The 21488-nt window shown below is 62.3% G+C and carries 20 protein-coding genes and 1 tRNA gene; 2 read left to right on the forward strand and 19 right to left on the reverse strand.

Annotated elements, in window-relative coordinates:
* Window positions 1-43: 43 nt before the first annotated feature.
* The 12 genes from ndhC to rlmE form a co-directional block, all read right to left on the reverse strand.
* Window positions 44-418, reverse strand: a complete 375-nt coding sequence (gene ndhC / locus GH681_RS04970) for an NADH-quinone oxidoreductase subunit A (protein WP_153160326.1) — start codon at window positions 416-418, stop codon at window positions 44-46.
* Window positions 419-500: 82 nt separating this feature from the next.
* Window positions 501-585 (reverse strand) — tRNA-Leu (locus tag GH681_RS04975).
* A 62-nt stretch (window positions 586-647) separates the two neighbouring features.
* A complete protein-coding gene (gene secG / locus GH681_RS04980; protein WP_153160327.1) occupies window positions 648-1010 on the reverse strand; it encodes a preprotein translocase subunit SecG in 363 nt (120 codons plus the stop codon).
* Window positions 1011-1028: 18 nt separating this feature from the next.
* The gene (tpiA, locus tag GH681_RS04985) at window positions 1029-1781 is read right to left on the reverse strand and encodes a triose-phosphate isomerase (RefSeq protein ID WP_153160503.1); all 753 of its coding nucleotides are present in this window, start codon (window positions 1779-1781) and stop codon (window positions 1029-1031) included.
* Between the two features lie 112 nt (window positions 1782-1893).
* Window positions 1894-2649 carry a phosphate ABC transporter ATP-binding protein PstB gene (pstB, locus tag GH681_RS04990; protein ID WP_298622093.1) on the reverse strand — a complete coding sequence of 252 codons (756 nt, stop codon included), beginning with the start codon at window positions 2647-2649 and terminating at the stop codon, window positions 1894-1896.
* Window positions 2650-2741: 92 nt separating this feature from the next.
* Window positions 2742-3587, reverse strand: a complete 846-nt coding sequence (gene pstA / locus GH681_RS04995; RefSeq protein WP_153160328.1) for a phosphate ABC transporter permease PstA — start codon at window positions 3585-3587, stop codon at window positions 2742-2744.
* Window positions 3587-4633, reverse strand: coding sequence for a phosphate ABC transporter permease subunit PstC (pstC, locus tag GH681_RS05000; protein WP_153160329.1), 1047 nt, complete (start codon window positions 4631-4633; stop codon window positions 3587-3589). Before pstC ends, pstA begins: the two co-directional genes overlap by 1 nt.
* Before the next feature lie 93 nt (window positions 4634-4726).
* Window positions 4727-5764, reverse strand: coding sequence for a phosphate ABC transporter substrate-binding protein PstS (gene pstS / locus GH681_RS05005; RefSeq protein ID WP_153160330.1), 1038 nt, complete (start codon window positions 5762-5764; stop codon window positions 4727-4729).
* Between the two features lie 151 nt (window positions 5765-5915).
* The gene (gene glmM / locus GH681_RS05010; RefSeq protein ID WP_153160331.1) at window positions 5916-7268 is read right to left on the reverse strand and encodes a phosphoglucosamine mutase; all 1353 of its coding nucleotides are present in this window, start codon (window positions 7266-7268) and stop codon (window positions 5916-5918) included.
* 57 nt (window positions 7269-7325) lie between these two features.
* Window positions 7326-8156, reverse strand: coding sequence for a dihydropteroate synthase (gene folP / locus GH681_RS05015; RefSeq protein ID WP_228111783.1), 831 nt, complete (start codon window positions 8154-8156; stop codon window positions 7326-7328).
* A gap of 69 nt (window positions 8157-8225) precedes the next feature.
* Window positions 8226-10118 (reverse strand): ATP-dependent zinc metalloprotease FtsH, encoded by a 1893-nt coding sequence (ftsH, locus tag GH681_RS05020; RefSeq protein WP_153160332.1) that lies wholly within the window; start codon window positions 10116-10118, stop codon window positions 8226-8228.
* 116 nt (window positions 10119-10234) lie between these two features.
* Window positions 10235-10855 carry a 23S rRNA (uridine(2552)-2'-O)-methyltransferase RlmE gene (rlmE, locus tag GH681_RS05025; protein WP_153160333.1) on the reverse strand — a complete coding sequence of 207 codons (621 nt, stop codon included), beginning with the start codon at window positions 10853-10855 and terminating at the stop codon, window positions 10235-10237.
* A gap of 59 nt (window positions 10856-10914) precedes the next feature.
* Between rlmE and yhbY the strand changes: the two genes are divergently transcribed.
* The gene (gene yhbY, locus GH681_RS05030; protein ID WP_153160334.1) at window positions 10915-11364 is read left to right on the forward strand and encodes a ribosome assembly RNA-binding protein YhbY; all 450 of its coding nucleotides are present in this window, start codon (window positions 10915-10917) and stop codon (window positions 11362-11364) included.
* A 13-nt stretch (window positions 11365-11377) separates the two neighbouring features.
* On the opposite strand, the gene GH681_RS05035 is transcribed toward yhbY, so the two are convergent.
* The 7 genes from GH681_RS05035 to GH681_RS05065 form a co-directional block, all read right to left on the reverse strand.
* Window positions 11378-11839 carry a DUF4149 domain-containing protein gene (locus GH681_RS05035; RefSeq protein WP_153160335.1) on the reverse strand — a complete coding sequence of 154 codons (462 nt, stop codon included), beginning with the start codon at window positions 11837-11839 and terminating at the stop codon, window positions 11378-11380.
* Between the two features lie 10 nt (window positions 11840-11849).
* Window positions 11850-12326, reverse strand: coding sequence for a transcription elongation factor GreA (gene greA, locus GH681_RS05040; RefSeq protein WP_153160336.1), 477 nt, complete (start codon window positions 12324-12326; stop codon window positions 11850-11852).
* Complete coding sequence (carB, locus tag GH681_RS05045; RefSeq protein WP_153160337.1) at window positions 12323-15547, reverse strand: carbamoyl-phosphate synthase large subunit; 3225 nt, start codon at window positions 15545-15547, stop codon at window positions 12323-12325. Before carB ends, greA begins: the two co-directional genes overlap by 4 nt.
* A 71-nt stretch (window positions 15548-15618) precedes the next feature.
* Window positions 15619-16800: a glutamine-hydrolyzing carbamoyl-phosphate synthase small subunit gene (gene carA / locus GH681_RS05050; protein ID WP_368666697.1), complete on the reverse strand. Its 1182-nt coding sequence runs from the start codon at window positions 16798-16800 to the stop codon at window positions 15619-15621.
* 132 nt (window positions 16801-16932) lie between these two features.
* A complete protein-coding gene (locus GH681_RS05055) occupies window positions 16933-19527 on the reverse strand; it encodes a response regulator (protein WP_153160339.1) in 2595 nt (864 codons plus the stop codon).
* A 128-nt stretch (window positions 19528-19655) separates the two neighbouring features.
* Complete coding sequence (gene dapB / locus GH681_RS05060; protein WP_153160340.1) at window positions 19656-20462, reverse strand: 4-hydroxy-tetrahydrodipicolinate reductase; 807 nt, start codon at window positions 20460-20462, stop codon at window positions 19656-19658.
* A 62-nt stretch (window positions 20463-20524) separates the two neighbouring features.
* On the reverse strand, window positions 20525-20896 hold the full coding sequence (locus GH681_RS05065) for an outer membrane protein assembly factor BamE (RefSeq protein WP_153160341.1): 372 nt from the start codon (window positions 20894-20896) through the stop codon (window positions 20525-20527).
* A gap of 118 nt (window positions 20897-21014) precedes the next feature.
* Here GH681_RS05065 and fur point away from each other — a divergent pair, with 118 nt between their 5' ends.
* On the forward strand, window positions 21015-21479 hold the full coding sequence (gene fur / locus GH681_RS05070; RefSeq protein ID WP_153160342.1) for a ferric iron uptake transcriptional regulator: 465 nt from the start codon (window positions 21015-21017) through the stop codon (window positions 21477-21479).
* Window positions 21480-21488: the final 9 nt, after the last annotated feature.

Consider the following 21488-nt stretch of genomic DNA (forward strand, 5'->3'; position numbering starts at 1 on the left):
CACCCTTTAACCAACAATTTATGCAGCACGGCAGCCCGACCGATCACTCCCAGTCGAGAGCGCCCTTTTTCCACACGTAGATATAACCGAGCAGAAGAATGCCGAGAAAGACAATCATTTCAAAAAACCCAAACAAGCGAATGGATTCGTTCGCAGCAATTTCCCGAAGAATGGTCGCCCACGGGAAAAGGAAGGCAATTTCAAGATCGAAGAGAATGAAGAGAATAGCCAGAAGATAGTAACGGACATCAAACTTGATGCGCGCATCTTCAAAAGGCTCGAAGCCACACTCAAAGGGAGAGAGCTTCTCGGCATCCGGCTTGCTCGGACCCAGAATCCAGCCAGCTACAATAGGAATAAAGCCGAACGCAGCTGCAAACAGGATAAAGACAAGGACTGGAAAATAGGATTCCAACATACTTTAGCTCCCGCAACCGAATAGCAGTTTAGCGCTGCCTGCAAGCAAACGCCCGCGTACTGCGGGCGAATCACTTATTTTATGGTGCCGACGATGAGACTCGAACTCATACGGCTTTCGCCACTACCCCCTCAAGATAGCGTGTCTACCAATTTCACCACGTCGGCCAGCTTGTTTGTTGCCGCGCATTATAAAGGCAATCACCCTCTGCGCCAAGCATTACTTATTTTTATCGGGGGATATCCTTGGCCTTGGAGCCAGCTTCAACTGGGGCGACCGGGGTCTGCTCGGGCGCGGCGGCAGGCGCAGAAACAGGAGCACCTTCCATCACGCTCTTGCTGGCAGGCGCCTTGGCACCAGCGAGGTAGCTCAGACCCAGACTGGTCACAAAAAACACGGCAGCAAGCGCACCCGTCGTACGGCTCAGGAAGTTTGCCGAGCCGGACGAGCCAAACAGGCTACCCGACGCACCACTACCGAAGGCCGCACCCATGTCCGCACCCTTGCCGTGCTGCATCAGAACCAGACCAATAACCCCAAGACCAGCCAGCACATGAATCGTCAGAACGATCGAAAAAACAACACCACCCATGAATATCTCCAAGACAACTCAGCGCGCAGCAGCTGCCGCGCAAATTGACGAAAAACTGTCAGCAACGAGCGACGCACCACCTACGAGAGCGCCGTCGATATCGGGCTCCGCAAAAAGCTGCGAAGCAGTGGCAGCGGTTACACTGCCGCCATAAAGAATCTTTACACCCTCAGCGGCCACACCGCGGCGCTCAAGATGCATGCGAATTTCCTTGTGCATTCCCTGAGCCTGTTCCGGCGATGCCGTCTTGCCGGTGCCGATCGCCCAAACAGGCTCATAGGCCACGACCACACCGGCAAACCGCTCCGCTCCCAGTACATCGACAACACGATCAAGCTGGGCGCGCACCACGACCTCGGCGTCGCCAGCTTCACGCTGCGCGAGGGACTCACCCACACACAGTATCGGCGACAGGCCGGCATCAAGCGCTGCCAGCACCTTTGCTGCAGTCACAGCGTCGGTTTCGCCGAACAGGCTGCGCCGCTCGGAATGCCCGACGATGACCCACGCGCAGCCGATATCCAGAAGCATGGACGCACTCACTTCACCGGTGTAGGCCCCGTCCTTGAAAGCACAGAGATCCTGCCCGCCAACAGCCACCGCAGCCCCCCTGAGGGCAGCCACCGCCTGAGCCAGGTATGGATACGGAGGGCACACCACCACGTCGACACCCTCACGATTGCCGCACGCAGCAAGCCCGGCGAGCAGCACAGCATTGCGCTCGAGCCCACCATTCATCTTCCAGTTTCCGACAACCAGCTTTTTCCGCACCTTGAACACCAGAGCCAAATCGTCGGATTGTATCTCGCGGCATCCTCAGGGTCAAAAAAACGGGGCTGGATCAACCAGCCCCGTCGCAAGCACAACAGAGTCAAACGCTGTATCAGCCAAACCGACCGGTGATGTAGTCCTCGGTTTCTTTGCGCTTCGGCTTGATGAAGATCTCGTCCGTCAGGCCAAACTCCACGAGCTCGCCCAGATACATGTAGGCAGTATAGTCCGACACCCGCGCGGCCTGCTGCATGTTGTGAGTGACGATGGCGATCGTGTATTCGCTCTTCAGTTCGTGGACCAACTCTTCGACCTTGGCCGTGGAAATCGGATCCAGCGCCGAGGTCGGCTCGTCGAGCAACAACACTTCCGGCTTCACGGCCACGCCGCGCGCAATGCACAGGCGCTGCTGCTGACCGCCCGAGAGGGACAGCCCGCTCTGGTTCAGCTTGCCCTTCACCTCATCCCACAGCGCCGCCTTGCGCAGCGCCCACTCCACCCGGTTATCCATGTCGGCTCGGGAGAGGTTTTCATAGAGCCGTACGCCAAACGCGATGTTCTCGTAGATCGACATCGGAAACGGCGTGGGCTTCTGGAAGACCATGCCGACCTTGGCCCGCAGGGCATTCACGTCCTGGCCAGGATCGAGCACGTTCTTTCCGTTGAGCAGGATCTCACCCGTCGCGCGCTGGCCCGGGTAGAGGTCATACATCCGGTTGAGCGTGCGCAGCAGCGTGGATTTGCCACACCCGGACGGCCCGATGAAGGCGGTCACCATACCTTCGTGGATGTCCAGATCGATGTGCTTCAGACCCTGGAAGGACCCATAAAAGAAATCGAGATTCCGGATCCTGATCTTGGGAGCCATGGTCGGAGCCGAAGTGCCGGCCGACTCGCCCCGCACTTCCGCGAAGGACATGTCGCGCTTGGTCGCTACAGGAGTTTGCATGATGAGTTTTCCTAGATCTTCTTGCGGAACAGGGTGCGAACAACGATGTTCAGGCACAGTACGCCAAAGGTAATGAGGATCGCACCACCCCACGCCAGCGAGTTCCAGTTCTCGTACGGGCTCATTGCGAACTGGAAGATCACGACGGGAAGGTTGGCCATCGGCCCGTTCAGATCAAAGTTGGTGAATTGGTTATTCAGCGCAGTGAAGAGCAGCGGAGCCGTTTCACCGCTCAGACGCGCGATGGCGAGCAGGATGCCGGTGAGCACCCCGGCGCGTGCCGAACGCAGCACGACCTGCAACACCACCTTCCAGCGCGGCGCTCCGAGCGCCGAAGCTGCTTCACGCAGACTGGCCGGAACCAGGTTGAGCATGTTCTCGGTCGTCCGCACGACCACCGGAATGGCGATCAGCGCAAGCGCCAGGGAACCCGCCCAGCCCGAAAAGTGCTGAACCTGCGCCACATAAACGGTGTAGATGAAAACACCAATCACGATCGACGGTGCAGACAGCAGGATGTCGTTGATGAAGCGCGTCGTCGGCGCCAGCCAGCCCTTCCGTCCATACTCGGACAGATACACACCGGCCAGAATCCCCACCGGCGTCGCGATGAAGGTCGCGACACCAACCATCATCGTACTACCGACGATCGCGTTGAAGAGACCGCCTTCCGAGCCCGGCGCGGGCGTGGGCTGGGTGAAGAGCGAGACGCTCAGGGCGCCAAGCCCCTTGTACAGCAGCACCGCCAGAATCCAGGCGAGAAAGCTCATCCCCAGCAGCATCGCACCGGTGGACAGCAGCAGCGCGATCTGGTTGGTTCGGGTCCGCTTGCGATAGAGCGCAGTCGAATTGCTCATCAGGTCTTCTCCCCTTCACTGCGGCCCAGACGCATCAGCAGCACTTTGGAGAGCGCCAGCACGATGAAGGTCACGAAAAACAGGATCAGGCCAAGGGCGATCAGCGACGACACATGGAGGTCGCTCGCCGCTTCGGCAAATTCGTTGGCCAGGGTGGAAGCGATACTGTTGCCTGCCTCGTAAAGCGACGGACTGATCCGGTGAGCATTGCCGATCACGAAGGTGACCGCCATGGTTTCGCCCAGCGCACGGCCGAGGCCGAGCATCACGCCACCGATCACGCCCACGCGGGTGTAGGGCAGCACCACGTTCCAGACAACCTCCCAGGTGGTCGCGCCAAGACCGTAGGCGGATTCCTTGAGGATGCCGGGCACAACTTCAAAAACGTCGCGCATCACCGACGCAATGAACGGAATCACCATCACCGACAGGATCAGGCCGGCGGACAGAATGCCGATGCCGTTCTGCGGGCCTTGGAAGAGACCGCCGACAACAGGGAGATTACCCAGGGTGGCAGTCAACAAAGGCTGAATGTAATCGGCAAAGAGCGGTGCAAAGACAAACAGACCCCACATCCCGTAGATGATGCTGGGCACCGCGGCAAGCAGCTCAACCGCCACGCCAAGCGGACCACGCAGGGCCGGCGGGCAGAGCTCGGTGAGAAAGACCGCGATCCCGAAACTCACCGGGATCGCCACGATCAGGGCGATGACCGAAGTGCTGAGGGTGCCATAGACGGAGATCAGGCCGCCGAACTTGTCGGTCACCGGATTCCAGTCGCTGCTGAATGCAAAGCCCGCACCGAATTCCTGCAACGCCGGCCAGGCACCGTAGATCAGCGAACCGATGATGGCGATGAGGATCGCCAGCACGGAGAAAGCAAAGAAACGGGTTACCTGGTGAAAAAGCGCGTCCTGGAACCGCTGGGCCCGCATGCGGTCTCGGGGAGGAGGCGGAAGCTTCTCGCCGACGCCGGCGTGCGGCAGCCCGAGGGCGCCTCCGCCGGGCGTGGCGGCATTTCCAAGTACTGAGCTATTGGATGACATTACGGCTCACCGTTTGTTAGACCGAAAAAGCGCAAACACGGATGGACGGGCATTGCACCTGCCCCGCCCACCCGTTTCAGAGGCTGGACCGACTTACTTCAGGACCGGATTGCCTGCACCATCCTTGAGGGAGGTGCGCCAGGCACCGTCGATCTGCTTGACGAGGGTCTGCGGCAGGGCCACGTAGTCGAGTTCCTCGGCGGTCTTCTGACCATTCTTGAAGGCCCAGTCAAAGAACTTCAACACTTCAAGACCCTTGGCCGGATCGGCCTGAACCTTGTGCATCAGCACGAAGCTCGCGCCAGTGATCGGCCAGCTGGTCTTGCCCGGCTGATCGGTCAGGATCTCGCCGAAGCCCGGCACCTTGTTCCACTCGGCGTAAGCAGCGGCGGCCTGGAAGGTCAGGTCATCCGGCTGGACGAATTCGCCGGCCTTGTTCTTCAGAGCCAGGTGGATCATCTTGTTCTTCTTGGCGTAAGCGTATTCTACGTAGCCGATGCCACCCTTGATGCGCTGGACGTAGGAGGCAACACCTTCGTTACCCTTGCCGCCCACACCTTCCGGCCACTGCACCGCGGTACCGGCGCCAACCTTGTCCTTCCATTCGACGTTCACCTTGGAAAGATAGTTGGTAAACAGGAAGGTGGTGCCAGAACCATCGGCGCGACGCACGACGGTGATGTTCTCGTCCGGCAGCTTCACACCGCCGTTCAGTGCGGCGATCGCGGGGTCGTTCCACTTCTTGATCTTGCCGAGATAGATGTCAGCCAGCAGTGCGCCGGTCATCTTCATCTGACCCGGCGCAACACCTTCCAGATTCACCACCGGCACAACACCGCCAATGACCGCCGGGAACTGGACGAGGCCGTCCTTCTCCAGATCTTCAGCCTTCAGCGGCATGTCGGACGCGCCGAAATCGACGGTCTTCGCCTTGATCTGCTTGATGCCACCACCGGAGCCGATGGACTGGTAGTTCAGGCCGACATTGGTCTTCGCCTTGTAGATCTCGGCCCACTTGGAGTAGATCGGGTACGGGAACGTCGCCCCTGCACCGGTGATGTCAGCAGCCTGCACAGCGGCGGCACTGCCAAGGGCAACAACGAATGAACAGGCGCGAAAGAAACCTTGCATGAAATTCTCCATCGTAGCGGGCACCGCGGGGATATCCAGCAGTAAAGCCCAAAAAACAAACCCGGCACTCAACTGTCTCTGACAGCTCAGCACCGGGTTACATTCTACGAACTGAAAATTTCAGATTTGTTACATATCGCACTGCAACAAATCAGACTGCGGCAGCCCTCACGACTTCGGCGAGGCCATGGACGATACGATCGACCTGTTCCGCATCCTCACCCTCGACCATCACTCGCAACAGGGGCTCGGTACCCGACGGGCGCAGCAGAACGCGTCCACGATCGGCCAGATCAGCCGTCGCCGCCTTTACCGCCGCGCTGATGGCTTCGTTGGTCGACCACGCGAAACTGGCGCGAATCGGCACGTTGACCAGCTTTTGCGGGTAGAACACAAGATCCGCACACATCTCGTCGAGGGTCGTGTTGTTCTTGCACAGGGCGGCCAGCACCTGAAGGCCCGCGATGATCCCGTCGCCGGTCGAGTGCCGGTCGAGGCAGATGATGTGGCCGGAGTTCTCGCCACCCAGCTTCCAGCCGTTCTCGTGCATCAGCTCGAGAACATAGCGGTCGCCCACCTTGGCCCGCGCAAACGGCAGCCCAAGCCGGCCCACGGCATGCTCGAAGCCCAGGTTGCTCATCAGCGTGCCGACCACGCCGTTCGCCAGCCCTTCGGCCTGGCCAGCCTTGGCGATGACATACAGCAGCTTGTCGCCGTCGTAGATGTTGCCCTTGGCGTCCACCATCACGATCCGGTCCCCGTCACCATCCAGCGCAATACCCAGATCGGCGCCGCTGCGCAGCACGGCGTCGCGGATGGACTGGGGAGAGGTCGCCCCGACCTTGTCGTTGATGTTCATCCCGTTCGGCTCGGCACCGACGAGCACAAGCTCCGCACCCAGTTCATGGAAGACTTTGGGTGCAACCATGTAGGCTGCGCCGTGGGCGCAATCCAGCGCGATCTTCATGCCGCGCAGGTCAAGCTCGTTCGGGAAGGTGTTCTTGCAGAACTCGACGTAACGGCCGCGGGCGTCGTCGATGCGCTGGGCCTTGCCCAGGCGGGAGGAAGGCTCGCAGCCCATCGGCTCATCGAGGCGCGCCTCGATCTCGAGCTCGACCGAATCCGGCAGCTTGGTGCCAGCCGCCGAGAAGAACTTGATGCCATTATCCTGAAACGGATTATGGGAGGCCGAAATCACCACACCAACCTGCAGGCGCAGCGCACGGGTCAGGTAGGCGATCGCCGGGGTCGGCAGTGGCCCTGCCAGATAGACATCCACCCCGGCAGCCGAAAAACCAGCCTCGAGGGCGGACTCAAGCATGTAACCCGAGATCCGCGTGTCCTTGCCGATGATCACCGCAGGGTGCTCACCCGGCCGCAGATGCTCACGGGCCACGAGCGTCTTGCCCGCGGCATAGCCGAGTCGCAGCGCAAAATCCGGCGTAATCGGCGATTCGCCGACGAGACCACGCACACCATCCGTTCCGAAATACCGTCTAGACATTTTCCCTCTCACAATCACGTCTTTCATCAACTTGGCATTCTGCCGCAAGCGCGCCGCTCAGTCTGACTGAAGTGCGCTCCACAAGCGCAAAACATCACGGGTCGCGCCCACGTCATGGGTGCGCACGATCCGCGCGCCGTTCTGGACGGCGACCAGTGCCGCCGCCGCCCCCGCAACAACCCGTTCCCCCACATCCCGCCCGGTGATCGCCCCCAGCATGCTCTTTCGGGACATGCCGACGAGGAGCGGATAGCCACCCGCACCAAACCGCTCAAGCTGGCGCAGAAGCATCAGGTTGTGCTCCACCGTCTTGCCGAAGCCAAAACCGGGATCAAGCAGGATACGATCGCGCGAGACACCGCACCCCAGCAGCACCTGTACGCGCTCGTCAAGAAAGGCCTCGACCTCCTCGACGACATGGGTGTACTGCGGCGAGCGCTGCATGGTACCCGGCTCGCCTTGCATATGCATTACGCAGAGAGCAACGGGCGCCCCACGAACGGCATCCACGGCGCCAGACACGCGAAATCCGGCGATATCGTTGATCAGATCGGCGCCTGCCCGAATGGACTCCCGCATCACGGCCGGCTTCACCGTATCCACCGACAAGGGCACGCCAAGTCCGGACAGGGCCTCAACCAGCGGCACGACCCGATCCAGCTCCTGCTGCTCCGGCACGGGCGTCGCTCCGGGCCGCGAAGACTCACCGCCGATATCCAGGATCTCGGCGCCCTCCTCCACCGCACGTTCTGCCGCACGGATGGCGGCGTCCAGCGCCGGGTTGCCGTCACCCGAGAACGAATCGGTGGTGACATTGACGATGGCCATGATCTTCGGCTGGGTGAGATCAAGCTGGAAACGTCCGCACTGTAAGACGGGAGAATTCATGATGTACTCGGTCAGAAATGAAACAGGGCCGGCTCAAGAGCCGGCCCTGAAAAACACAGGACGGATGTATCAGGCCGCAGGTGCCGGCGCAGTCGGTGCCGCACCGGGCGAATCGTCGCTCGGACGACGGGGCGGTTGCGAGGTCGGCTTCGGGGCGCGGGGCGCCTTGCCAGCCATGATGTCGTTGATCTGATCGGCGTCGATGGTCTCGAGTTCGAGCAGCGCCGCGGTCATGGCTTCCACCTTGTCGCGGTTCTCTTCGATCAGGCGACGGGCCAGGGCGTACTGCTGATCAAGGATGCGACGGATCTCGGCATCCACCTTCTGCAGGGTCGCCTCGGACATGTTCTTGTGGGTCGTGACCGAGCGACCGAGGAAAACTTCGCCCTCTTCCTCACCATAAACCATGGGCCCGAGGTTGTCGGACATGCCCCACTGGGTCACCATCCGACGCGCCAGATCGGTTGCCCGCTGGAAATCGTTGGAAGCACCGGTGGTCATCTGGTTCATGAAGATCTCTTCCGCAATCCGGCCGCCGAACAGCACGGCAATCGTCTGCAGGAGGCGCTCACGGTCCTGGCTGTAGCGATCCTGCTCAGGAAGCTGCATCGTCACGCCAAGGGCACGGCCGCGGGGGATGATCGTGACCTTGTGAACCGGATCGGTCTTGGTCAGACACTTGGCAACTACAGCGTGCCCCGATTCGTGGAACGCCGTGTTGCGACGTTCTTCTTCGGGCATCACCATCGAGCGGCGCTCGGCGCCCATCATGATCTTGTCCTTGGCGCGCTCGAAGTCGTCCATATCCACCAGACGCTTGTTGCCACGAGCGGCAAAAAGGGCAGCTTCGTTGACCAGGTTGGCCAGATCCGCACCGGCGAACCCGGGGCAGCCACGGGCCAGCACCAGCGCATCCACGTCCGGCGCGATGGGCACCTTGCGCATGTGCACACGCAGAATCTGCTCGCGCCCACGGATGTCAGGCAGCGGAACAACCACCTGACGGTCAAAACGGCCCGGACGCAGCAGCGCCGGATCCAGCACGTCAGGACGGTTGGTCGCAGCGATCACGATGACACCAGACACGCCCTCAAAGCCATCCATCTCCACAAGCAGCTGGTTCAGGGTCTGCTCGCGCTCGTCGTTGCCACCGCCGAGGCCGGCGCCCCGCTGACGACCCACTGCATCGATTTCGTCGATGAAGATGATGCACGGCGCCTGCTTCTTGGCCTGCTCGAACATGTCGCGCACGCGGGCCGCACCCACGCCGACGAACATCTCGACGAAATCGGAACCGGAGATCGAGAAGAACGGCACCTTCGCCTCGCCAGCGATCGCCTTGGCGAGCAGCGTCTTGCCGGTACCGGGCGAGCCGACCATCAGCACGCCCTTGGGAATGTGGCCGCCGAGCTTCTGAAACTTGGAAGGATCACGCAGGAACTCGACCAGTTCACCGACCTCTTCCTTCGCTTCATCGCAACCCGCCACGTCCGCAAAGGTGACCGTGTTGGCAGTCTCGTCGAGCATCTTGGCCTTCGACTTGCCGAAGGAGAACGCACCGCCGCGCCCGCCCCCCTGCATCTGACGCATGAAGAAAACCCACACGCCGATGAGCAGGATCATGGGGAACCACGACACGAAGATGTTCATCAGGAAGGACTGCTCTTCCTCGGGCTTGGCAGCCGTCACCTTGACGCCGTAGCGCATCAGGTCACCCACCATCCAGATATCCTGCACGCCCGGCGTGTACACCGTGATCTGGCGGCCGTCCTGGGTCTGCGCCCGCACGGTACGGCCATCGACGATCGCCTTGGAAATCTTGCCCTGCTTGGCGTCCTCCATGAACTGGGAGTATTCGACCGAATTCTGGGCGGCCTGGCGATTGTTGAACTGGTTAAAAACCGTCATCAGCACAACGCCGATCACCAGCCAGATCGCAAGATTCTTGAATAAATTGTTCAACGCAATTCCTTGAAGGCCCGACAGGGGCCATAGCTTAGTGGACTGATTCTATGTCCGAACGTTCGGCGGATCAAATCATCGTCGCCATAGTCAAGTTCAATCCTTGGCGACGACACTCAATTGCGTTTTCCGGAGCCCAGCAGATAAACCTCTGAACTGCGCCCCCGGGATGCCTGCGGCTTCCGGACGGCGACCGATCTGAAGACCCCTTCCATCTGCTTGCGGAACTCGTCAAAGCCCTGCCCTTGGAAGACCTTCACCAGAAAGCGCCCGCCTGGCGCCAGATGCTGACTGGCAAAATCCAGCGCCAGTTCGGCAAGGTAGATCGACCGGGCCTGATCGCTCGTCGGAATCCCCGATATGTTGGGGGCGATATCCGACATCACAAGGTCTACCGTGCGCCCTTCGAGCAATTCCTCGAAGCGCTGCACGAATTCCTCTTCGTGAAAATCCCCCTGCATGAACTGCACGCGGTGGATCGGCTCCATCGGAAGCAGATCGAGCGCAAACACGCGACCGTTGTCCCCCACCCGGTTGATCGCCACCTGGCTCCACGAGCCGGGCGCAGCCCCCAGATCGACGACGACCATCCCCGGACGGATCAGCTTGTCCTTGTCGTCGATCTCCATGAGCTTGTAAGCCGCACGGGCACGGTAGCCCTCGGTCTTCGCCCGCTGGACGAAGGGATCGTTAACGTGCTCCGTCATCCATGATTTACTGGTCTTGGTGCGCTTCATCGCGGTACAATTACGCCCTTTTTTCAATGAGTTGGACTTCGTCCAACTTTGCCAAAACCATGACCGAACTTACCCCCGCGGAACGGCGAGCCCTTCGCGCGCAAGCCCACCATCTCAACCCCGTCGTCAGCGTGGCCAGCAACGGCCTCACGCCGGCCGTGCTCAAGGAAATCGACCACGCCCTGCAGGCCCACGAACTCATCAAGATCCGGGTTTATGGTGAAGATCGCACCGAACGCGACCTGATCATGGCTACGGTATGTGCCGAACTCGGCGCCGCGTCCGTTCAGCATATCGGCAAGACGCTGGTCGTCTGGCGCGAGAAGCAGGAAGTGGAATCCACCCCTGGCACGCCTTCCGACAAACCCAAGAAGCCGGTCTCGAAAGCCAAGTCTGCGAAGGCCCTGTCGGCCCGCCGTGGCGTAGCCTCGCTGAATGCCAACAAATCCAAGAAGCCCCACTGGTTCGCTGCACCGGGCAAGTCGTCCCGCGGCCCGTCGGACCGCTGAACGATTACCGCGGTCAGCGCAGACCGCGGCCCTGCAAGGCGACGAGCATCAGCCCGAGCAGGCTCTGGATCAGATAAACAATGCTGGAAACGCCATGCCAGGCCGCAAAGCGGTCACGCAGGGCGCTTTCCATCACTTCTCGCGGAAATGAATCCGCTTTCAACTGGGTCAGGATCGGCTGAATGCCGAAGTAGCCGGCAACGGTCAGCGCCAGCATCAGAAAGACCAGCCAGAACACACTGCTCTTGAAGGCGCCGCTATCCTTGCGCAGTGCGACAAACACCAACAGGTAAGCGGCGGCAGCCATGCCCAGCCAGGCCACATAGGTGAACAACTGGCCGGCAACCTTGCCGGCCAGCGCCCGATCGTCCAGCACATGAAACAACGTGGGCGCCGCCAGGTAGCCGATCGCCCACAGCGCGCCCACCCAGAGGGTGATCACGATGCTGTAGAGGTGCTCGGCAAAGCGGTGCATGTTCCGTGACTCAGACGTAACGCACGTCGATCAGTTCGAGCTCACGCACGCCCTTCGGCGCCTGGACCTCGGCCACATCGCCGGCAAACTTGCCGATCAGCGCCCGCGCAATCGGGGAGCTGATGGCGATCTTGCCTTCCTTGATGTCCGCTTCGTCGTCGCCGACGATCTGGTAGGTCACCGTGTCACCGGTGTCCAGATCCTCGAGCTCGACGGTTGCGCCAAACACGCAGCGGCCATCGGCATCGAGCAGCTTGGGATCGATGATCTGCGCGTTGGAGAGCTTGCCCTCCACCTCGCGGATGCGCCCCTCGATGAAGCCCTGGCGCTCCTTGGCTGCGTCGTACTCGGCGTTCTCGGAGAGATCGCCGTGGGAACGGGCTTCAGCGATGGCCGCGATCACGCTCGGACGATCAACGGTCTTCAACCGATGCAGTTCCTGCCGGAGCTTCTCGGCTCCGGCAACGGTCAAGGGAACCTTGTTCATGCCTTCGCGAGCTCCGCATGGAGACCTTGCAGCGAGTAGGTCTCGAGGCCGGACAGGTGGCGCATGCCCGCACAGGCGGCGCGAGCGCCTTCGATCGTCGTGTAGACCGTGACCTTGGCAGCCAGTGCGCTGGTGCGGATCGAACGGGAATCGGATACAGCCTGACGCTTCTCTTCAACGGTGTTGATGACCAGGCTGATCTCGTTGTTCTTGATCATATCCACAACGTGCGGACGACCTTCGTTCACCTTGTTCACCGCAGACACCGCGAGACCCGCACCGGCAATCGCCGACGCGGTGCCACGGGTGGCGACGACGGTGAAGCCAAGATCAAGCAGCTCACGGGCCACTTCGATGGCCTTCGGGCGGTCGGCGTGCTTGACGCTGATGAAGGCCTTGCCGGAAGTCGGCAGGCGCACACCGGCACCCAGCTGGCTCTTGACGAAGGCTTCGGCGAAGGTGCGGCCCACGCCCATCACTTCGCCGGTGGACTTCATCTCGGGGCCGAGGATGGTATCGACGCCGGGGAACTTGACGAAGGGGAACACCGCTTCCTTGACCGAGTAGTACGGCGGCACGACTTCACCGACGACGCCCTGGTCGTCAAGACTGCGACCGGCCATGCAGCGGGCGGCGATCTTGGCCAGCGGCAGGCTGCAGGCCTTGGAGACGAAGGGCACGGTGCGCGAGGCACGCGGATTCACTTCGAGCACATAGACGATGGCGTCGTCGCCCTTGCCCTGGATCGCGAACTGGACGTTCATCAGGCCGCACACGTTGAGGGCGCGGGCCATGGCTTCGGTCTGGCGACGCAGCTCGTCCTGCAGCTTGGCCGACAGGCTGTACGGGGGCAGCGAGCAGGCGGAGTCACCGGAGTGCACGCCAGCCTGTTCGATGTGTTCCATGATGCCGCCGATCATCACGCGCTTGCCGTCGGAGAGGGCATCCACATCCACTTCGATGGCGTCGTTCAGGAAGCGGTCGAGGAGCACCGGCGAATCGTTGGAGACCTTGACGGCCTCGCGCATGTAGCGCTCGAGATCCTTCTGCTCGTGGACGATTTCCATCGCGCGGCCGCCGAGCACGTAGCTCGGACGCACGACCAGCGGGTAGCCGATCTCTGCCGCCAGGCGCACGGCGTCTTCCGGCGTACGGGCGGTGCGGTTGGGCGGCTGCTTGAGGCCCAGCTCGTGCAACAGCTTCTGGAAGCGCTCGCGGTCTTCGGCGGCGTCGATCATGTCCGGGGTGGTGCCGATGATGGGCACGCCGTTGGCTTCGAGATCACGGGCGCGCTTCAGCGGAGTCTGGCCACCAAACTGAACGATGACGCCGACGGGCTTCTCGACAGCAACGATCTCGAGGATGTCTTCCAGCGTCAGCGGTTCGAAGTACAGACGATCGGAGGTGTCGTAGTCGGTGGAGACGGTTTCCGGGTTGCAGTTGACCATGATGGTCTCGTACCCGTCTTCACGCATGGCCATTGCGGCATGCACGCAACAGTAGTCGAACTCGATGCCCTGACCAATCCGGTTCGGGCCGCCGCCCAGCACCATGATCTTCTTCTTGTCGGTCGGGTTGGCCTCGCACTCGTCCTCGTAGGAGGAATACAGGTAAGCGGTGGCCGTGGCGAACTCGGCGGCACAGGTATCGACACGCTTGAACACCGGACGCACACCCAGGGTGTGGCGATGCAGGCGCACGGAGGTTTCGTCGGTGCCGAGGAGCTTGGCGATACGGCGATCGGCAAAACCCTTGCGCTTCAGCTCGCGCAGCTCAGGCGCGGCGATCCCCTTGAGGGAGCGGCCGGAGAGGGACTTCTCGGTGAGGACAATGTCTTCGATCTGGATCAGGAACCAGGGGTCGATGCGGGTCAGCGCATGGACGTCCTCGAGGCTCAGGCCTTCGCGGAAAGCCTGGCCGACGTACCAGATGCGCTGGGCGCCCGGATCACCGAGCTCGCGCTCCAGGTCGTCACGATCGGCTTCGACTTCATCCAGGCCGTAGGCGCCGGTTTCCAGACCGCGCAGGGCCTTCTGGAAGGATTCCTGGAAGGTGCGGCCCATGGCCATCACCTCGCCCACCGACTTCATCTGGGTGGTCAGGCGGTCGTTGGCCTGAGGGAACTTCTCGAAGGCGAAACGGGGGATCTTGGTGACGACGTAGTCGATGGACGGCTCGAAGGACGCCGGGGTCGCGCCGCCGGTGATGTCGTTCTTGAGTTCATCCAGGGTGAAGCCCACCGCCAGCTTGGCCGCGACCTTGGCGATCGGGAAGCCGGTGGCCTTGGAGGCCAGCGCGGAGGAACGGGACACCCGCGGGTTCATCTCGATGACGATCATCCGACCGTCCTTCGGGTTGATCGCGAACTGGACGTTGGAACCGCCGGTATCGACGCCGATCTCGCGCAGCACCGCGATGGAGGCGTTACGGAGGATCTGGTATTCCTTGTCGGTGAGCGTCTGGGCCGGGGCGACGGTGATGGAGTCGCCGGTGTGCACGCCCATCGGGTCGAGGTTCTCGATGGAACACACGATGATGCAGTTGTCCGCCTTGTCGCGGACGACTTCCATCTCGTATTCCTTCCAGCCGATCAGCGACTCTTCGATGAGGAGTTCGTTGGTCGGGCTGGCCTCGAGGCCGCGCTTGCAGATCTCGACGAATTCTTCGGTGTTGTAGGCGATGCCGCCGCCGGTGCCGCCGAGGGTGAAGGACGGGCGGATGATCACCGGGAAGCCGATCTCGGTCTGGACCTGATGGGCTTCTTCCATGGTGTGGGCGATGCCGGAACGGGCAGAACCCAGACCGATCTTGGTCATCGCGTCCTTGAACTTCAGGCGATCCTCGGCCTTGTCGATGGCCTCTTCCTTGGCACCGATGAGCTCCACGCCGTACTTGGCGAGCACACCGTGCTTGGCGAGATCGAGGGCACAGTTGAGCGCAGTCTGGCCACCCATGGTGGGCAGCACGGCGTCGGGGCGTTCCTTCTCGATGATGCGCTCGACAACCTGCCAGGTGATCGGCTCGATGTAGGTGACGTCGGCGGTGCCCGGGTCGGTCATGATCGTGGCCGGGTTGGAATTCACCAGCACGACCTTGTAACCCTCTTCGCGCAAGGCCTTGCAGGCCTGGGCGCCGGAGTAGTCGAATTCACAGGCCTGGCCGATGATGATCGGGCCGGCGCCAATGATGAGGATGGTCTTGATGTCTGTACGTTTGGGCATGGTTCTTCAGCGACTGGATAGCGGATGGCCTGGAAGTGGCGCGCTCAGGCGCGCCGGCATGGCGATCGGCCTCAGCCCTTCGCCTCCATCAACTTGATGAATCGGTCGAACAGGTAGGCCACGTCGTGGGGGCCGGGGCTCGCTTCGGGGTGACCCTGGAACGAGAAGGCCGGCACGTCGGTGCGGGCAAGACCTTGCAGGCTGCCATCGAACAGGGACACGTGGGTGACCCGGACGTTGGCCGGCAGGGTGGCCGCATCGGCCGCAAAGCCGTGGTTCTGGCTGGTGATCAGCACCTGGCCGGAATCGAGATCCTTGACCGGATGGTTGGCACCGTGGTGGCCGAACTTCATCTTCAGGGTCTTGGCACCGGAGGCCAGCGCGAGCAGCTGGTGACCCAGGCAGATGCCGAAGGTCGGGATACCCTTCGCCAGCACTTCCTGGATGGCCTTGATCGCGTAGTCACAGGGCTCCGGATCGCCAGGGCCGTTGGACAGGAACACGCCATCCGGATTCAGGGCGAGCACTTCGGAAGCCGGCGTCTGGGCCGGCACGACGGTCAGGCGGCAGCCGCGCTCGGCAAGCATGCGCAGAATGTTGCGCTTGACGCCGTAGTCGTAGGCCACAACATGGAAGCGGGGATTCTCGGCGGCCACATAGCCCTGCTCGAGACGCCATTCGCCTTCGGTCCAGGGGTAAGTTTCGGTGGCCGACACGACCTTGGCCAGATCCATGCCCGCCAGCCCCGGAAAACCGCGAGCCTGGGTCACGGCGGCTTCAGCGTTGAGTTCGGCGGCGGTGGCGGCAGTGACGATGCAGCCGCCCTGAGCGCCCTTCTCCCGAAGGATGCGGGTCAGCTTGCGGGTGTCGATGCCGGCGATGGCGACGATGTTCTCGGCTTTGAGGTAAGCATCCAGCGACTGCTCGCTGCGCCAGTTGGACGCCACCAGCGGCAGATCACGAATGACGAGGCCTGCGGCAAAAACCTTGCCGGCCTCACAGTCTTCGCGGTTGATGCCGGTGTTGCCAATGTGCGGGTAAGTGAGGGTGACGATCTGACGGCAGTAGCTCGGGTCGGTGAGAATTTCCTGGTAACCCGACATGGAGGTGTTGAACACAACCTCACCAACCGTCGAACCGACCGCTCCGATGCCTTTACCGTAAAACACCGTCCCGTCGGCAAGAGCAAGAATGGCGGGCGGGAAAGCTGACACGGCGGACTCCTCGAATTCTGGTGATTGGGCAACTGGCATGTGCAGCAGGCTACACATGAAAAACGGGATCAGCCGCTGTGGCTATCCCGCTGAGAAACTTTCTAATTATAGCCCGTGACGGGCCACTCCGGCAAACTCGTCTGTAGGTAAACTGACAAGACGCTGACACGCCTAGCCTGACCGGCGCGCTCTGCGCAATACGCCCGCGAGATTGCCGAGCTCCGTCATCAGGACAGGCAGCTCACGCTTGACCGTCGGCGCATCCGCATCCTTGGCGGCCACTTCGATGCGCTGGGCCACCGCGATGACAGCGGCCGCATTGAAAACGCCGGCGGAACCCTTGATGGAATGGGCGATGCTGCGGATAGTCGGGAAATCCCCGTCAAGGTGGGCCTGCTCCAGGGTGCGCCGATTGCGCTCCAGGTCACTGAAGAACAGGCTGATGAGTTGCTGCAGCGCGGCGTCGTCGCCATCGAGCAGGTCGCGGGTCGCGCCCAGGTCGGCGATGGCGTTTTCGCCAACCATCTCCACGTAGCCGCCCCCCGCCTCCTCGGGCTCGTCGTCAGCGACGTTCATGTCGCCCATCACCCGATCGATCACCGCATGCAGCTCGACCGGCTTGATCGGCTTGGCGATGTAATCATCCATCCCCGCCATCAGGCAGCGATCACGGTCGCCCTGCATCGCATGGGCGGTCATCGCAACGATGGGGGTCGAGCGCCACTGCCCGCCCGCGGCCCAGCTCCGGCGTGCCTCGCGGGTACGGATGGCCTGCGTGGCCTCCAGCCCCCCCATCACCGGCATCTGCACATCCATCAGGATGATGTCGAAGCGCTCCTTGTCAAACAGATCCAGCGCCTCCTGCCCGTTTCCGGCCACGGTGATCTTGTGACCGACCTTCTCGAGCATCTTCACGGCCACCGTCTGATTGACCGGATTGTCTTCGACCAGCAGGATCTTGAGATTCTGGCGCGCCCTCGATACGGGCGGCGCGTAGGCCTGGGTCTGCGCCGCGTCAAAGGCGAACATCTTCTCTTCGTCCACGGCCTCGCCCTGCAGGGTCAGCGAGAGCGCATCGAACAGATCGGTCTGGGCAAACGGCTTGATGAGGCGTGCGCCAACCTTCAGGTTCTCGCACTTGACGGTATCGCTACGCTGGGTGTTGGCGTCCAGCATCATCACCAAGCGGTCGAGACGTGGCCAGCCTTTGCTCAGGGATTCGGCCAGCGCGTAACCGCCGGGAGCCGGCATGGTGGCGTCCATCAACAGCCAGTCGAAAGGCTCGTTCGCCTTGTGGGCAGCCGCCAGCGATTCCTCGACCGCCTCTCCGGAGCCCGCCTCGAGCACATCGAGACCCACCGATTTCAACTGCCTGCCAACACAGCGACGGAGCGCCGCATTGCGCCCGGCGACCAGCACCCGGCGCGCTCCGAAGTTGGGCTGTACCACCTGACCAGCCTGGCCGATACCCACCCTGATGGTGAATCGGAAGGTGCTGCCGACACCGGGCGCGCTGTCGAGGGTGATCGCGCCACCCATCAGCTCGACGATCCGCCGGCTGATCGCCAGCCCCAGCCCGGTGCCGCCGTACTTGCGCGTGGTGGATTCGTCGGCCTGGGAGAAGGCGCCGAAGACCAGCGCCTGCTTGTCGTCCGGAATGCCGATCCCCGAATCCCGCACGGCGAACTCTAGGCTCAGCACGCCCGAGTCCTCACCCAGGCTGCACACCGAAACCTCAACCTCACCCTGTTCGGTGAACTTGATCGCATTGCCCACCAGATTGGTGAGCACCTGACGCAGCCGGGTCGGATCGCCGACGAGCACCGTCGGCACCTCCGGCGCCACGTCGTAGAAGCACTCCAGGCCCTTCTGGTATGCCCTCAGCGCCAGCGACTTCATCATGTCGCCGAGCAGGCCCGGCAACGAGAAGCCGACCCGCTCAAGGGTCAGGTGCCCGGCCTCGATCTTCGAGAAGTCGAGCACGTCGTTGATGATCCGCAGCAGCGAATCGGCGGAGCTCTTGACGGTCTGGAGGTATTCCCGCTGCTCGATGTCGAGCTGGGTGTCGAGGAGGAGTTCCGTCATCCCGATGATGCCGTTCATCGGGGTACGGATCTCGTGGCTCATGTTGGCAAGGAAGTCGCTCTTCGCCCGGTTGGCGGCTTCGGCCTGCTCCTTGGCGTGAAGGAACTCGAGCTCGGAACGCTTTGCCTGGGTGACATCCCGATAGGTGCCGACCATCCGGGCCCAGCGCCCTTCCGAACTCCGGTTGGAGGCACGCCCATGCACGAAAACCCAGCGCCAGGTGCCTGAGCAGTGGCGGATGCGGAACTGCACCTCAAAGTGATCCAGCTCGCCGCGCAGATGAACGATGGCGTGATACCGGATGGCCTCCAGGTCATCGGGATGCACGAGCGAGATCCACTCGGGCTTTGCTGCCGCATCGCGATCGGTGTAGCCGAGGATTTCGCGCCAGTTGTCGTCGAGGACGATGACGCCAGAGGCCAGATCCCAGTCCCACAGCCCACCTTCGGTGTTCTGCATGGCGAGGTCGAGGCGCTCGCTGAATGCCCGGACGTTGCACTCTGCTTCGTCCCGGGCCGCAATGACCCCGCGCAGGATGTCGAGCATCTGCTCCGGCGAAGCAGTCGCCGGATCGCAGGTGGCAGACAGGCTGCCACTGGCAATACGCTGCGCAACAAAGTCTCGCAGTGCGCGTCCAAGCGTGTCGTCGGACGCGGCGGAGTCGGCTTCTGGGCTGGTCACTTCGGCAAGGAGGTCGGGGGGCGTCTGTCTGGCACGAAGGCGCACCGGAAAACCGGCGCGCCACCTTGAATCTGACGACTATAACGGCATGCCGCCCCCGTCCTTGAGCCCCGGAAACCAGGGCCCGATCACTTCAGGCCGAGCACATCCTGCATATCGAAGAGCCCCGCCTTGCGGCCAGCGATGAAGCGCGCCGCACGCAGGCTGCCGGAGGCGTATGGCATGCGGCTGCTGCTCTTGTGGGTGATCTCGATGCGCTCACCGATGCCGGCAAACAGCACGGTGTGATCGCCGACGATGTCGCCGCCGCGGATGGTCGAGAAACCGATGGTCTGGGCGTCGCGCTCGCCGGTCACGCCTTCGCGGCCGTAGATGGCGCAGGTTTCCAGATCGCGGCCGAGTTCCTTCGCAACCACCTCGCCCATGCGCAGGGCGGTGCCGGAGGGCGCGTCGATCTTCAGGCGATGATGAGCCTCGATGACCTCCACGTCGTAGCCTTCGTTGAGGATGCGCGCGGCCACTTCGAGCAGCTTGAACACCGCATTGACGCCGATCGCCATGTTCGGCGCAAAGACCACCGGGATCGACTCGGCCGCAGCAGCAATGGCGGCCTTGCCCTCAGCCGAGAAACCGGTCGTGCCGATCACCATGCCGCACGAAGCCGCCTTGGCGAGCTCAAGATGGTGGAGCGTGCCCTCGGGGCGGGTGAAGTCGATCAGGCAATCGGCCTTGGCGAGACCGGCGGCCACGTCAGCGGTGATTGCCACGCCGCAGGGCTGACTGACCAGTTCGCCGGCATCCTTGCAGATGAAAGGGCTGCCCGGCTGGTCGAACGCCGCCACGAGTTCGGCATCGGCAGCCTTGAGGGTCGTCTCGATCAGCATCCGGCCCATGCGGCCCGACGCACCGGCAATCGCGATACGAACTTTCTTCATGTGTTTCCCGAAAATGAACGATAGGAAATGGGTGTCGAGGGGCGCGGCAGCCCGCCCGCGGATTACTGGGGCTTTGCAGCCGCATCCTCGGGACGGACATCGCCTTCCAGGCGGGCCAGGCTGTCACCGGCGAAGATCACCGTGAGCCGGCGCTCTAGAAGCGTGTCGCCCTTGCCGGGCCGGAAACGATAGACGTAGTCCCAGCGGTCGGCGTGGAAGACGTCGGCGACCAGCGGTGTGCCGAGCACGAAGCGGACCTGGTCGCGGGACATGCCCGGCTTGAGCTGGGCGACCATCTCCTGGGTGACGTAATTGCCCTGACGGATGTCGATCCGGTACGGCTTCACGAAATCGCTGACCGCGGTCGGGGAGCAACCGGAAACAGCCGCACCCAGCGCGGCGAACAGCAAGGCGGAAGAGATCAGTTTGCGCATGGGGTTCGGAGCGGACGCAGGCGCGGCGCGGTGGCCGCATTCTCAACGAGGGGCAGAAACTATATCATACGGGGCTGGCCGGGTTCCCGGCCGCCTTCTCGTGTTTTTCGGGGCCTCCATGTCCAGCAACTCCCAGAATCTAAAAAGTATCGGCCTGAAGGCGACCTTTCCCCGGCTGAAGATCCTCGATCTGTTCCAGAAGGCCGAAAACCGCCATCTGACCGCCGAAGACGTCTATCGCCTGCTGATCGCCGAAGACATGGATATCGGCCTCGCCACCGTCTATCGCGTGCTCACCCAGTTCCAGCAGGCGGGCATCCTCGAGCGCCACTACTTCGAATCCGGCAAGGCGGTCTTCGAGCTCAACGAAGGCGGCCACCACGACCACCTCGTCTGCATGCAGTGCGGGCACGTGGAAGAATTCTTCGACCCCGCCATCGAGGAACGCCAGAACCGCATCGCCGAAGAGCGCGGCTTTGCCGTGCGTGAACACGCCCTCTATCTGTACGTGGACTGCAAGAAGACCGACTGCCCGCACAAGGCCGTTGGTGCCAGCCAGGCCAGCAGCACTTCTGATTCCTGATTCCCCGCG

It is taken from the genome of Zoogloea sp. 1C4, from assembly GCF_009469605.1.
In the GTDB taxonomy this organism is placed as follows: Bacteria; Pseudomonadota; Gammaproteobacteria; order Burkholderiales; family Rhodocyclaceae; genus Zoogloea; species Zoogloea oryzae.